This is a genomic window from Arthrobacter woluwensis (assembly GCF_900105345.1).
Lineage (GTDB): Bacteria > Actinomycetota > Actinomycetes > Actinomycetales > Micrococcaceae > Arthrobacter_E > Arthrobacter_E woluwensis.
Map to the genome: position 1 here is coordinate 2,194,943 of NZ_FNSN01000003.1, position 12,642 is coordinate 2,207,584.

14 protein-coding genes are annotated in these 12,642 nt (G+C 64.9%); 8 read left to right on the top strand and 6 right to left on the bottom strand.

Annotation, left to right across the window (positions count from 1 at the left end; all coding sequences use genetic code 11):
* The first annotated feature begins 28 nt into the window (after positions 1 to 28).
* From rlmC to BLV63_RS10745, 3 genes are read left to right on the top strand one after another with little or no spacing between them, the layout of a single operon-like run.
* A complete protein-coding gene (gene rlmC, locus BLV63_RS10735) occupies positions 29 to 1,159 on the top strand; it encodes a 23S rRNA (uracil(747)-C(5))-methyltransferase RlmC (RefSeq protein WP_066212532.1) in 1,131 nt (376 codons plus the stop codon).
* Between the two features lie 24 nt (positions 1,160 to 1,183).
* Positions 1,184 to 1,573, top strand: coding sequence for a DUF3054 domain-containing protein (locus BLV63_RS10740; RefSeq protein WP_066212534.1), 390 nt, complete (start codon positions 1,184 to 1,186; stop codon positions 1,571 to 1,573).
* Between the two features lie 50 nt (positions 1,574 to 1,623).
* Entirely contained in the window at positions 1,624 to 1,905 is a 282-nt protein-coding gene (locus BLV63_RS10745) for an Lrp/AsnC family transcriptional regulator (RefSeq protein ID WP_066212536.1), read from the top strand.
* A gap of 100 nt (positions 1,906 to 2,005) precedes the next feature.
* Here BLV63_RS10745 and trpD read toward each other — a convergent pair whose 3' ends face one another.
* Positions 2,006 to 3,064, bottom strand: coding sequence for an anthranilate phosphoribosyltransferase (gene trpD, locus BLV63_RS10750; protein WP_066212537.1), 1,059 nt, complete (start codon positions 3,062 to 3,064; stop codon positions 2,006 to 2,008).
* Positions 3,065 to 3,225: 161 nt separating this feature from the next.
* Between trpD and ctaE the strand changes: the two genes are divergently transcribed.
* From ctaE to qcrB, 4 genes are all read left to right on the top strand, one after another.
* On the top strand, positions 3,226 to 3,864 hold the full coding sequence (ctaE, locus tag BLV63_RS10755) for an aa3-type cytochrome oxidase subunit III (protein WP_174521257.1): 639 nt from the start codon (positions 3,226 to 3,228) through the stop codon (positions 3,862 to 3,864).
* Positions 3,865 to 3,949: 85 nt separating this feature from the next.
* Entirely contained in the window at positions 3,950 to 4,738 is a 789-nt protein-coding gene (gene qcrC / locus BLV63_RS10760; RefSeq protein ID WP_066212540.1) for a cytochrome bc1 complex diheme cytochrome c subunit, read from the top strand.
* Positions 4,739 to 4,837: 99 nt separating this feature from the next.
* Entirely contained in the window at positions 4,838 to 5,908 is a 1,071-nt protein-coding gene (gene qcrA, locus BLV63_RS10765; RefSeq protein WP_066212542.1) for a cytochrome bc1 complex Rieske iron-sulfur subunit, read from the top strand.
* The gene (qcrB, locus tag BLV63_RS10770) at positions 5,886 to 7,577 is read left to right on the top strand and encodes a cytochrome bc1 complex cytochrome b subunit (RefSeq protein WP_066212544.1); all 1,692 of its coding nucleotides are present in this window, start codon (positions 5,886 to 5,888) and stop codon (positions 7,575 to 7,577) included. The genes qcrA and qcrB overlap by 23 nt, the downstream gene beginning before the upstream one ends.
* Positions 7,578 to 7,708: 131 nt before the next feature.
* Here the strand turns inward: qcrB and BLV63_RS10775 are convergent, their stop codons facing one another.
* Positions 7,709 to 8,503 carry a GntR family transcriptional regulator gene (locus BLV63_RS10775; protein ID WP_066212546.1) on the bottom strand — a complete coding sequence of 265 codons (795 nt, stop codon included), beginning with the start codon at positions 8,501 to 8,503 and terminating at the stop codon, positions 7,709 to 7,711.
* A gap of 90 nt (positions 8,504 to 8,593) precedes the next feature.
* Between BLV63_RS10775 and BLV63_RS10780 the strand changes: the two genes are divergently transcribed.
* Positions 8,594 to 8,869 carry an HPr family phosphocarrier protein gene (locus tag BLV63_RS10780; RefSeq protein ID WP_066212549.1) on the top strand — a complete coding sequence of 92 codons (276 nt, stop codon included), beginning with the start codon at positions 8,594 to 8,596 and terminating at the stop codon, positions 8,867 to 8,869.
* 149 nt (positions 8,870 to 9,018) lie between these two features.
* Here the strand turns inward: BLV63_RS10780 and BLV63_RS10785 are convergent, their stop codons facing one another.
* From BLV63_RS10785 to BLV63_RS10800, 4 genes are all read right to left on the bottom strand, one after another.
* A complete protein-coding gene (locus BLV63_RS10785; protein ID WP_066212551.1) occupies positions 9,019 to 9,420 on the bottom strand; it encodes a cytochrome c oxidase subunit 4 in 402 nt (133 codons plus the stop codon).
* Positions 9,417 to 11,102, bottom strand: coding sequence for an aa3-type cytochrome oxidase subunit I (ctaD, locus tag BLV63_RS10790; protein WP_066212554.1), 1,686 nt, complete (start codon positions 11,100 to 11,102; stop codon positions 9,417 to 9,419). The genes BLV63_RS10785 and ctaD overlap by 4 nt, the downstream gene beginning before the upstream one ends.
* A 10-nt stretch (positions 11,103 to 11,112) precedes the next feature.
* Complete coding sequence (gene ctaC, locus BLV63_RS10795) at positions 11,113 to 11,985, bottom strand: aa3-type cytochrome oxidase subunit II (RefSeq protein WP_066212556.1); 873 nt, start codon at positions 11,983 to 11,985, stop codon at positions 11,113 to 11,115.
* A gap of 177 nt (positions 11,986 to 12,162) precedes the next feature.
* A complete protein-coding gene (locus tag BLV63_RS10800; protein ID WP_066212558.1) occupies positions 12,163 to 12,543 on the bottom strand; it encodes a HesB/IscA family protein in 381 nt (126 codons plus the stop codon).
* Positions 12,544 to 12,642 lie beyond the last annotated feature (99 nt).

The window sequence follows — 12,642 nt, forward strand, 5'->3', positions numbered from 1 at the left end:
GGCCCGGTCCACCTAGACTGGACGAGCTATGCAGTGTGACTACTTTGACGCCGGGACGTGCCGCTCCTGTACGGAGATGGGCGTGCCGTACCCCACCCAGGTGGCCCGGAAGGAAGAGCATCTGCGCCGACAGCTCGGCGCTTTCCCCGGCATCGAATGGCTCCCCTCATTCACTGCGGCCGAATCCGGCTTCCGCAACAAGGCCAAAATGGTCATCTCCGGAGACCCCGGCTCCCCCACCCTGGGCATCCTCGACACCGACGGCCTGGGCGTGGACCTGCGCGCCTGCGGGCTGTGCTCCCCCGGCCTGACGGCCGCCTTCCCGGTCCTGGCGGACTTCATCAGCACCACAGGCCTGATCCCGTATGACGTGCCGCGCCGCCGGGGTGAGGTCAAGTACCTCATCGTGACCGAATCGCCCGACGGCGAGCTCATGGTGCGGTTCGTCCTGCGCAGCACCCGGCAGCTCGCTCAGCTGCGGGACGCCCTGCCGCGGCTTCAGGCGGCGCTTCCGGCCGCCGTCGTCGTGTCCGCGAACATCCACCCCGAGCACAAGGCGACCCTCGAAGGCGACGAGGAGATCATCCTGACCGCTCAGGAGTCGCTGCCGATGCGGCTGGACGCCCTGACACTGCACCTGCGCACCCGGAGCTTTTTCCAGACCAACACCGCGGTGGCCCGGGAGCTCTACCGTCAAGGCACGGCATGGGTGGACGAGGTCGGACCTTCCACGCTGTGGGACCTCTATTGCGGCGTGGGCGGCTTCGCCCTCCACGCGGCGCGCGCCGACCGTGAGGTCACGGGCATCGAGGTGAGCGCGGAGGCCGTGGCCAGCGCCCGCCTCAGCGCCTCGGACGCCGGTCTTCCCCACACAGGATTCGTCGCAGCGGACGCCACGGCCTTCGTCCGGGACGCCGTCGAGCTTCCCGAGCTCGTGATCGTCAACCCGCCGCGTCGCGGGCTGGGAGCGGAACTCGCCTCCCTCCTCGAGGACTCCGAAGTGCGCCACGTCCTGTATTCCAGCTGCAACGCGGTGAGCCTGGGCAAGGATCTGACCCGGATGCCCGGCCTCGCTCCGGTGAAGGCCCGGCTCATGGACATGTTCCCGCAGAGCCACCACTACGAGACCATGGTGCTGCTTGAGCGCCGCGCCGCCTGACCACCCCCGACCCGGAAGACCGCGATGAACTCCCCCAGCAAGCCCCTCCTGACCGCTGCGATCGTCCTGGACGTCGTGCTGATCCTCGTGTTCGCGGGGATCGGACGCGACGCCCACCACCGGGATCAAGGCGTCCTCGGAATCTTCGTCACCGCCTGGCCGTTCCTGGTCGGCGCCGCGATCGGCTGGCTCGCCGGACGCGCCTGGCGGGCCCCGCTCCGCCTGTGGCCTGCCGGCGTCTCCGTCTGGCTGGGCGCACTCGTCGGCGGAATGGTGCTGCGCGCTCTCACCGCTCAGGTGGTGGTGCTCCCGTTCTTCATCGTGGCCACCCTCTTCCTGGCACTGGTCCTGCTCGGCTGGCGCGCCGTGTGGCTCCTGGTCGCGCGACGCGGATCAAAGCGCCGGGCCCTGTAATAGAGTTCCTGTAGAGCAAGAACCAGTCAGTGACACCAGGAAGGCCCACCGTGATCACCGCATTCGTCCACATCAAGACGGACACCTCCTCCATCCCGGAATCCGCGCAGCAGATCGCGGCCATCGAGGGCATCTCCGAGGTCTACTCGGTCACCGGCGATTGGGATCTCATCGCCATCGCCAAGGTGAGCAAGCATGAGGATCTGGCAGACGTCATCGCCGACCGCCTGTCCAAGGTCCCGGCCGTCGTCCACACGACGACCCACATCGCCTTCCGTTCCTATTCCAAGGAGGACCTTGACGAGGCCTTCTCCATGGGCTTCGACGGCTGACCTTCGCGCACTCTTCTTAAAACAGAGGGCTCCCGGATCATCCGGGAGCCCTCTGCTGGTCTCTGGGGAACTCGTCTACGTGGTCTGCGGACGAAACCGCTCAGCGGCGGCTGGCCTGAACCCACCGTTCGAGCACGTCGGCGGCCGCACCGGAGTCGATCGATTCTTCGGCGACCCGCTGGGCCTCCTTCAGCCGCTCCTGCAGTGGAGTCTCGTATGCGGCGTCGGCGGCGACGAGTCCGGCGGCGGCATTGAGCACGACGGCGTCACGCACCGGCCCCTTCTCCCCCGCCAGGAAACGGCGCACCAGGTCGGCGTTGCTGTCCGCGTCGGACCCCTTGAGCGCCTCGACCGGCACGAGCTCCACGCCGAAGTCCCTGGGGTCCAGGCGATGGACCTGGACCTCGCCGTCGCGGACCTCCCAGACGGTCGACAAGCCGGAGGTCGTGATCTTGTCGCGGCCGTCGTCCCCGCGGAACACCAGAGCGCGGGTCCCGCGACGCGCGAGCACTCCGGCCATCAGCGGCGCCATCCGCTCATTGGCGACGCCGAGCGCCTGCGCCGTGACGCCGGCCGGGTTGGTCAGCGGCCCCAGGACGTTGAACGCCGTCGGGATGCCGAGATCCCGGCGCACTCCACCGGCATGCCGGAAGGAGGGGTGGAAGACCTGGGCGAAACACAGGGTGATCCCGACTTCTGCCGCGATCTCCGCGACTCGCTGGGCCGGCAGATCGAGGCGCACCCCGAGGGCCTCGATCACATCGGCCGACCCCGCCTTCGTCGACGCCCCCCGGTTGCCGTGCTTGACCACGGTTCGGCCGGCGCCGACCACCACGAGCGAGGACATGGTCGAGATGTTGACCGTGTCCAGACCGTCGCCACCCGTGCCGACGATGTCCAGGGTCTCGCCGGGGACGGAGATGCGCTCGGCCCGCGCCAGCATCGTGCCGGCCAGCCCGTCGATCTCCTCCACGGTCTCGCCCTTGGCCCGCAGGCCCACCAGGAACCCGGCGAGCTGCGCCGGATTCGCGGCCCCGTCCATCACCTCGGCCATGGCCCAGGCCGTGGCCTCGGCCGGCAGATCTTCGCCGCGGACGAGTGCGCTGATCAGGAGCGGCCAGGTCCAGGGAACTCGCGGGGTCTGAACGTCGTTACTCACGTGTAGATCCTATCGAGGCGACGCCGCCGGACCCGCAATGTGAACTGCGGCACCTCCCCTGGTGCGGAAAACCACGGTAGTTTTCGCAGCTCTGTAGAAAAAGTCTGCCGAAACGGCGCTTTGCGTTGGGCACCGCGAGGTTTTGCAGACATAATGTCTATGTGACCACAGCGACTCATGCCCCCAGTACCCCGGCGCATCCCACGCTGAACAGGCCAAACATGGTTTCCGTTGGGACCGTGGTGTGGCTGTCCAGCGAGCTGATGTTCTTCGCCGGCCTTTTTGCCATGTACTTCACCCTGCGCTCCACTTCCGGTGAGCTCTGGGCCGAAGAGACTGCGAAGCTGAACTTCCCCTTCGCCCTGGTGAACACCATTGTTCTGGTGCTCTCCTCCTTCACCTGCCAGATGGGCGTCTTCGCCGCAGAGCGTCTGCAGCCCCGCCGCACCGGCAGCATCTTCCAGTTCACCCGCTGGGGGATGAACGAATGGTTCATCCTGACGTTCCTCATGGGTGCCTTCTTCGTGGCCGGTCAGGCCACCGAGTACGCGATGCTGACCAGCGAGCACGTGACCCTGAACGCGAACGCCTACGGTTCGGCCTTCTACATGACCACGGGCTTCCACGGCCTGCACGTCATCGGCGGCCTCATCGCGTTCCTCTTCATCCTCGGACGTTCGTACGCGGCCAAGAAGTTCGGCCACTTCGAAGCGACTTCGGCGATCGTGACCTCCTACTACTGGCACTTCGTCGACGTCGTGTGGATCGGCCTCTTCCTGGTCATCTACGTCCTGAAGTGACCGGTGCCTTGAGCACGGAACACGGCAAAGAAAACTACGCACCTGCCTGGCTGGCAAGTGCACGATCGATCAAAGGAACCACCAAGTGAAGGCACTCTCCCTGAAGCGACGTCATCCGCTCGCGGCAATCGCCTTGCTGTTGTTGGGTCTGCTCTTCACTGGTGGCCTCTACGCGGCGGCCTCCACGGCCAACCAGGCCAAGGCCGAGACCCAGAGCTACAGCGCCAGCGATGCCGCTGAGGGCAAGAAGCTGTTCGTGGCTAACTGCTCCACCTGTCACGGCATGGGCGCCGCCGGCACCAAGGACGGTCCGTCCCTGGTCGGCGTCGGCGCTGCCGCCGTCGACTTCCAGGTCGGCACGGGCCGTATGCCCATGCAGATGAACGGCCCGCAGGCCCAGATCAAGCCGAAGCAGTTCAACGAGGAGCAGACCCGCCAGCTCGCCGCCTACGTGGCGTCCCTGGCACCGGGCCCGAGCGTTCCCGACGCGCACATCCTCGACGAGAAGGGTGACGCCGCCAAGGGTGGCGAGCTCTTCCGAGTGAACTGCGCCATGTGCCACAACGCCGCCGCTGCCGGTGGTGCGCTGACCCGGGGCAAGTTCGCCCCGACCCTGCACGGTGTCGAGAGCAAGCACATCTACGAGGCCATGGTCACCGGCCCGCAGAACATGCCTGTCTTCAGTGACGCGAACATCTCCCCCGAGGGCAAGCGCGACATCATCACCTTCCTGAAGACCATCGAGAACAACCCGTCCCCGGGTGGCGCCGACCTCGGCGCCCTGGGTCCGGTCTCCGAGGGCCTCTTCGTGTGGACTGCAGGTCTGGCCGTCATCATCGGCTTCACCATCTGGCTGACCTCGCGTAGCAGCTAGCTGACAGCGCGGGCGAACACTTTGCCGCTGCGACGACGGCGGCGTTGAAATTGAAGATCTTCGGCAACAGCCGAACTCAGAGAGGGAAAAAGGGGAACCATGGGCAACCATAGTGACGGCAGCTCGACAGGCTCGGGCACCGTAGCTACGGCTGGTCAGCACGATGAGGGAGCATTCCAGGATCCTGGAATTCCTCCTCACCGTCCTCGACTCGCCGACAAAGACCCCAAGGCCGCCAAGCGGGCGGAGCGGCAGGTCGCCATCCTGTTCATCGTGTCCGTGATCGGCACCTTGGTCTTCCTGGTGGCGTACTTCGCCATCGATCTGACCAACAAGTCCACGACTCGTGACATCAGCCTGCAGAACATGCTGCTCGGGCTTGGCACCGCGTTCGCAATGCTTGGCATCGGCACTGGCATCGTGCACTGGGCGAAGACCCTGATGCCCGATCACGAAGTCTCCGAGGAGCGGCACGAGCTGCGGTCCGAGGACGACCGAGTGGCAGCCGTGGCCATCGCGGACACGATCATCGAGGAATCCGGCATCAAGCGCCGCCCCCTCATCCGGAACACCCTGCTGGGTGCGGTCGCGCTGGCTCCCCTGCCCGCCCTGGCCGTCTTCGGAGATCTGGGACCGCGTCCGGACGACAAGCTCGCACACACCATGTGGGCCCCGAAGGACGGCAAGCTCAAGCGCCTCACCCGTGACCCTGATGGCACCCCCATCAAGGCTTCGGATGTCACCATCGGCTCCGCGTTCCACGTGATCCCGGAAGGCCTGAACGAGCTGGAGCACGGCAAGCTGAACGAGAAGGCCAAGGCCGTCGTTCTGCTGATGCGTCTGAACCCGGATGAGCTTCACCCCTCCCCCGGACGTGAGAACTGGGCTTACAACGGCATCGTCGCCTACTCCAAGATCTGCACGCACGTCGGTTGCCCTGTCGCTCTGTACGAGCAGCAGACGCACCACCTGCTGTGCCCGTGTCACCAGTCGACCTTCGACCTGACGCACGAGTGTGAGGTCATCTTCGGCCCGGCCAGCCGTCCGCTGCCGCAGCTGCCGATCGCCGTCGACGAAGAGGGTTACCTCGTCGCCACGAGCGATTTCCATGAACCTGTCGGACCGAGTTACTGGGAGCGTGACGAGCATGAGCGCCGCCTCAACAGCTGAGCAATCCACCTATCAGGCGGAGACCAAGTTCGGCCGCTTCACTGACTTCGTCGATCAGCGTGTCGGTGGATCCGGCATCCTGAAGGAGTTCGGCCGCAAGGTCTTCCCGGACCACTGGTCCTTCATGTTTGGCGAGGTGGCGCTGTACTCCTTCGTCATCCTGCTGATGTCGGGAACGTTCCTGACGTTCTTCTTCGACCCGTCCATGGCGGAGACCCACTACCAAGGCAGCTACTCGCCGCTCTACAACGTGGAGATGTCGGTCGCCTACAACTCCTCGCTGAACATCTCCTTCGAGGTGCGTGGCGGTCTGTTCATGCGCCAGGTCCACCACTGGGCAGCACTGCTCTTCGTGGCCTCCGTGTCGGTGCACATGCTCCGCGTGTTCTTCACCGGCGCCTTCCGCAAGCCGCGTGAGCTCAACTGGGTGGTGGGCGGTGTCCTGCTGATCCTGGCCATGGCCGCCGGCTTCACCGGTTACTCGCTCCCCGATGACCTGCTGTCCGGTAACGGCCTGCGCATCATCGACGGTGTCATCAAGTCGATCCCCGTGATCGGCACCTGGATCTCCTTCTTCCTCTTCGGCGGAGAGTTCCCCGGCACGGCCATCATCGGTCGCCTGTACGTGCTCCACATCCTGCTGGTCCCGGCTCTCATCCTTCTGATGGTCGCCATCCACCTGTTCATGGTCGTGGTTCACAAGCACACCCAGTACCCCGGCCCGGGCCGCAACGACCGCAACGTCGTCGGCTACCCGCTCGGCCCGGTCTACGCCGCGAAGGCCGGTGGCTTCTTCTTCATCGTCTTCGGTGTCATCGCACTGATGGCCGGCTTCTTCACGATCAACCCGATCTGGAACTACGGTCCGTACGACCCCTCCCCCGTGTCCGCAGGCACCCAGCCTGACTGGTACATCGGTTGGGTGGACGGCGCGCTGCGCCTGATGCCGGGCGTCATCGGCGCGATCGGCAGTTACCGTCAGCACTTCGAGTTCATCATCTTCGATCACACGCTGACCCTGAACGTGCTGCTGCCGGCCCTCGTGCCCGCAGGCATCGTGTTCACGGTGCTGTTCACCTACCCGTGGATCGAGCGCTGGATCACGAAGGACGACCGCGAGCACCACGTGCTGGACCGCCCGCGCAACGCTCCGACCCGCACCGCGATCGGCGTCGCAGGCATCGTGTTCTACTGCGTCATGTGGGCTGCCGCCAGCTCCGACCTCATCGCCACCCACTTCAAGGTGTCGCTGAACGACGTGACCTACTGGCTCCGCGCCCTGTTCTTCATCGGCCCGGTCATCGGCTTCTTCGTGGCCAAGCGTGTGGCTCTCGCCCTGCAGCGCAAGGACCGCGAGATCGCCCTCCACGGCCGCGAGACCGGACGCATCGTGCGACTGCCGCACGGTGAGTTCATCGAGGTCCACGAGCCGCTGAACGACTACAAGCGCTACCGCCTGGTGGCCTTCGAGTCGCCGAAGCCGCTCCCCGCACAGCCCAACGCGCAGGGTGTGGTGGACAGCAAGGAACGCCGTCGTGCGAAGTTCTCCAAGTGGTTCTTCGAGGACCGCGTCGCACCCGTCACTCCGGCGGAGCTCGAGTCGGCTCATGGCCACGGCCACCACGCCGAGGTCGAGTCCGGTGAGGACAGCAAGAGCCTGAGCCACTGATTCAGCGGCACACAGCCGAAAGGGCCCCCTCCAGGAAACTGGAGGGGGCCCTTTCGTCATATCGGCGCTTTTGCCGGCAGGTGCTCGGAGGCGCTGTGCCGGAGCCCTGCGTGAGCGCCCTGGGCCGGCGCTCAGGGGCGTGGTGGAGGGGCGGCCCGGTAGTTGCGGGGTGACTTCTTCCCCTGCCTCTGGAGGGGCACTCTGAGCGAGTAACGGTCGGCACGGTAGTAGGACACGGAATAGTCCACCACCGTGTCGGCCACATAAGCGTGACGCTGGATCTTGAGCAATGGTGAGCCGATGTCCACCTTGAGGAGAGTGGCCACGGACGGGCTGGCCGCGGTGGCCTCGACGATGTCCTCGCCCCAGTCCATCACCAGCCCGTAGTTCTGCTCCAGCTCGCCGTAGAGCGAGACCGGGGCCTTCCCCGCCGTGATCCCGGGCGCCCGTGACGAGACGATGAAGTTCTCGTCGACGCTCATGGGCTCATTGTCCGCGAGCAGAAGGCGCCGGAAGCGCACCACCGCGGTTCCCTCGGGGACCTCGAGCTCGCGCGCGAGATGGGCATTCGAATGGATCTCCTCGAAGCTGAGGACACGCGACGTCGGCACCATGCCGCGGCGCTGCATCTCCTCACTGTACGAGGTGAGTTTGAGCTGCAGGTCCATCTTCGGGCGGTGCACGAACGTCCCCACCCCCACCATGCGATCCACCACATTGTCACGGGCCAGGGAATCGAGAGCCTGCCGCACAGTCATCCGCGCGAGCCCGAAACGTTCGCACAGGGCGCGCTCAGAGGGCAGCTCCGTGCCCGGCTGGCACTTGGTGTCGATGAAGACCAACAGAAGGGATTTGAGCTGCTCATAGAGCGGCACAGGGCTTTCCCTGATGATCTCTCCGCTGATGGCCGACGCACTGGGGGGCATGCTGTTCTCCGCACGAAAAGTGGATCACTGGACAGCTACTATTCTTGTTCAGATACCTGTACCGGTCTAATGAACATTCGAGGAGTCCCTGTGCCCGTTGTCCGCGCCCGAATCGCTGCCGCCATCGGCCTGCACGCGCGCCCGGCCGCCCAGTTCGTCCGCGCCGTCGCCGAGACGCTGCTGCCGGTCACCATCACCCAGCAGGGACAGGATCCGGTGGACGCCCGGTCCCTCCTCGAGGTCATGACGGCGGACTTCACGCAGGGCACTGAAGTGACACTCGGCCTCGATGACGAACGGTACGGCACCCCGGAGGCCCAGAGCATCCTGGAGAGCCTCCGGGACCTGCTCGAGTCCCAGGAGTAGGCGACGGCGCCGCACGGCGCCTGAGGGGGCCGTCAGGGCTCCCCCGCTGTGAGCAACTCTCCAGCAACGAAAAACGACGACGGCGGCGGCCTCCCGAAGGAGGCCGCCGCCGTCGTCGTTGATGCAGTCAGTCGGCGTGAGCCGGCCGGTCAGTGAGCGTGATCACCGCGGCTGTACTCGAACACCCAGCCGACGAGGGCCACGACCGCAAGGCCGGCTGCGATGAAGAGGATCCACCAGCCGACGGCCAGGCCGAGGAAACCACCGGCGCAGGCCAGGCCGAGAACCAGCGGCCACCAGCTCCAAGGGCTGAAGTGCCCCTGCTCGCCGGCGCCTTCGTGGATCTCGGCGTCTTCACGGTCCTCGGGACGCATGCCGACGCGCTTGCCGGTGAACCCGAGGTAGAACCCGATCATGCCGGCCAGGCCACCCACGAGGAGGATGCCCAGGACGCCGACCCACTCGGTCCAGTTGGTCAGGAAACCGTAGACGATCGAGACCGGGACGAAGAAGAAGACGCCGGTTCCGAAGAGCCAGGACTCGATTTTCACTTGGCGACTCCGTTCGGGACTGCGGAGGTGTGCGCGGGGGCCAGCTCCGGGTGGTGCAGGTCGAGCGCAGGACGCTCAGACCGGATGCGCGGGATGGACGTGAAGTTGTGACGCGGCGGCGGGCAGGACGTGGCCCACTCGAGCGAAGCGCCGAAGCCCCACGGGTCATCCACGGTGACCTTCTTGTCACTGCGCCAGGTGATGTACACGTTCCAGAAGAACGGGATCAGCGAGGCGCCGAGCACGAAGGAGGAGATCGTGGAGAACTGGTTCATCGCGGTGAAGCCGTCCTGCGGCATGTAGTCCGCGTAACGACGCGGCATGCCGAGCACACCCAGCCAGTGCTGGATCAGGAAGGTGCCGTGGAAGCCCAGGAACAGGAGCCAGAAGTGGATCTTGCCGAGGCGCTCGTTGAGCATCTTGCCGGTCCACTTCGGCCACCAGAAGTAGAAGCCCGCGAACATCGCGAACACCACGGTGCCGAACACCACGTAGTGGAAGTGGGCGACCACGAAGTAGCTGTCCGAGAGGTGGAAGTCCAGCGGCGGCGACGCCAGGATGATGCCGGTCAGACCGCCGAAGAGGAAGGTGACCATGAAGCCGAGGCTCCAGAGCATGGGGGTCTCGAAGGTGATGGACCCACCCCAGAGCGTTCCGATCCAGTTGAAGAACTTCACACCGGTCGGAACCGCGATCAGCATCGTCATGAAGGAGAAGAACGGCAGCAGCACGGAGCCGGTCACGTACATGTGGTGAGCCCACACGGTGACGGACAGGGCGGCGATGGAGATGGTCGCGTAGACCAGGCCCTTGTAACCGAAGATCGGCTTGCGGCTGAACACCGGGAAGATCTCGGAGACGATGCCGAAGAACGGCAGGGCGATGATGTACACCTCGGGGTGACCGAAGAACCAGAACAGGTGCTGCCAGAGCACCGCTCCACCGTTCTCGGGATCGAAGATGTGAGCACCGAAGCGACGGTCGGCACCCAGGCCGAACAGAGCGGCGGCCAGCGGCGGGAAGGCCATCAGCACGAGGATCGCGGTGATCAGCGTGTTCCAGGTGAAGATCGGCATGCGCCACATGGTCATGCCCGGGGCACGCATGCAGATGATCGTCGTGATGAAGTTCACGGCGCCGAGGATGGTGCCGAAGCCGGAGAGACCCAGACCGAAGACCCAGAGGTCACCGCCCACGCCCGGAGAGAACGTGGTGTTGGAGAGGGGCGCGTAGGCGAACCAGCCGAAGGAGGCGGCACCCTGAGGGGTGATGAAGCCCGAGACGGCGATGGTGGAGCCGAACAGGAAGAACCAGAAGGCCAGGGCGTTCAGACGGGGGAAGGCCACGTCGGGAGCGCCGATCTGGAGCGGCATGATGACGTTGGCGAAGCCCGCGAACAGCGGGGTGGCGAACATCAGGAGCATGACCGTGCCATGCATGGTGAACAGCTGGTTGTACTGCTCCTTGGTCTGCAGGATCTGCATACCGGGTTCAAACAGCTCCGCGCGGATGAGCAGTGCCATGACGCCGCCCAGGCAGAAGAAGATGAACGAGGCGATCAGGTACATGTAACCGATCGTCTTGTGGTCGGTGGACGTGATCCAGTTGACCACGATCCGGCCCTTGGATTTCGGCACGACCGGTGCCTCCAGGACCCCAGCGGGTTGAGTGTAGGTAGCCACGAGACGTCCCTTACTTCTTTTCGTTCAGATTGGGGTTGCGGTCGTACTTGGAACCAAGCTCGCCCGTATTGCCCTGCTTGCGGAGGTCATCCATATGAGCCTGGAACTCGGACTCGGAGACGACCTTCACGCGGAAGAGCATCTCGGAGTGGTACTCACCGCAGAGTTCGGCGCACTTACCGTCGTAAGTGCCTTCCTTGGTGGGGGTGAAGTTCAGGTAGTTCGTCTTACCGGGGATCATGTCGCGCTTCTGCAGGAAGGCGGGAACCCAGAAGGAGTGGATGACGTCACGGGAGTTCAGCTCCAGCTCGACGCTCTTGTTGACCGGGAGGTACAGCGTGGGGAGCTTGTCCTTGTCCACTTCCTGACCGGTGAGGTGCGCCTGGACGCCGCCTTCGTACACGGGCTGCTGGATGACATTGCCCTGCTTGTAGTTGAAGTCCCAGGCCCACTGCTTGCCACGGACATCGACCACGACGTCCGCCGGCTTGGACCGGTCGTCGATCGCCTGCTGGTCACGGTCGGTGAAGTAGAAGAACACCAGGACCATGAACAGCGGGATGGTCAAGTAGAAGACCTCGAGCGGCAGGTTGTAGCTCAGCTGCTTGGGGAAACCGGTGGTGCCCTTGCGGCGCCGGTAGGCGATGATGCACCAGATGATCAAGCCCCAGGTCACGAACCCGACGGCAATGGCGGCAATCCACGAGTTCACCCAGAGGTCGATGATCCGGCCAGTGTGGTTGGTGACGTCCTTCTCAGACGGCAACCACCCCCTGGCTACCTCCGATGAACATCCGGTCAATGCCAACGCACCGGCCACGGCGACGCCGGTGATCGCCGTGATCTTACCGCGTCGGCTGCCGGTTCGGTTCTGCGAACTCACAGACGGCCCTTCCTCTTTGTTTCAGCATGTGGCGCCGTTTTTTGGCACCACTGCGTGGAGTTTTACTACCCGATGTAGAGCTTACCGCGATGGGCCGCGTTTTGCTCACACAACAGCCGTGTGCCCCGCACATTCTTGAGAAGTGCGGGGCACACGGCTGTCGAGAAGGGAGACTTCCTAGTGGAACGAGTCACCACAGGCGCACGATCCGCCGGCATTCGGGTTGTCGATGGTGAAGCCCTGCTTGGAGATGGTGTCCTCGAAGTCGATCGAAGCGCCGTTCAGGTACGGAACGCTCATCTTGTCCACCACGACCTCCACACCGTCGAAGTCGCGGACGGCGTCGCCATCGAGCAGACGCTCGTCGAAGTAGAGCTGGTAGATGAGGCCCGAGCAGCCGCCCGGCTGAACGGCGACGCGCAGACGGAGGTCCGTGCGGCCTTCCTGCTCCAGGAGGCTGCGGACCTTGCCAGCGGCTACGTCGCTGAGCTGGACCTCGTGGGTGGGAAGCTCGTCATCCGTGGTGACAGCGACATTCTCGCTGGTGCTGGTGCTCATGGATCTCTCCTCTTTCACTTTTCCCAAGGCCTGTCATGACCCCAGGACACTGCTGGCTCTCCTACTATGCTACGGCCGAACACGGAGCAGCCTTAATAG

What these genes read in the sequence shown, in the direction of transcription:
- BLV63_RS10800 (WP_066212558.1), bottom strand. Translation starts at nt 12,543, where the DNA reads ATGAGCACCAGCACCAGCGAGAATGTCGCTGTCACCACGGATGACGAG.
- rlmC (WP_066212532.1), top strand. Translation starts at nt 29, where the DNA reads ATGCAGTGTGACTACTTTGACGCCGGGACGTGCCGCTCCTGTACGGAG.
- qcrA (WP_066212542.1), top strand. Translation starts at nt 4,838, where the DNA reads ATGGGCAACCATAGTGACGGCAGCTCGACAGGCTCGGGCACCGTAGCT.
- BLV63_RS10740 (WP_066212534.1), top strand. Translation starts at nt 1,184, where the DNA reads ATGAACTCCCCCAGCAAGCCCCTCCTGACCGCTGCGATCGTCCTGGAC.
- qcrB (WP_066212544.1), top strand. Translation starts at nt 5,886, where the DNA reads ATGAGCGCCGCCTCAACAGCTGAGCAATCCACCTATCAGGCGGAGACC.
- BLV63_RS10775 (WP_066212546.1), bottom strand. Translation starts at nt 8,503, where the DNA reads ATGCCCCCCAGTGCGTCGGCCATCAGCGGAGAGATCATCAGGGAAAGC.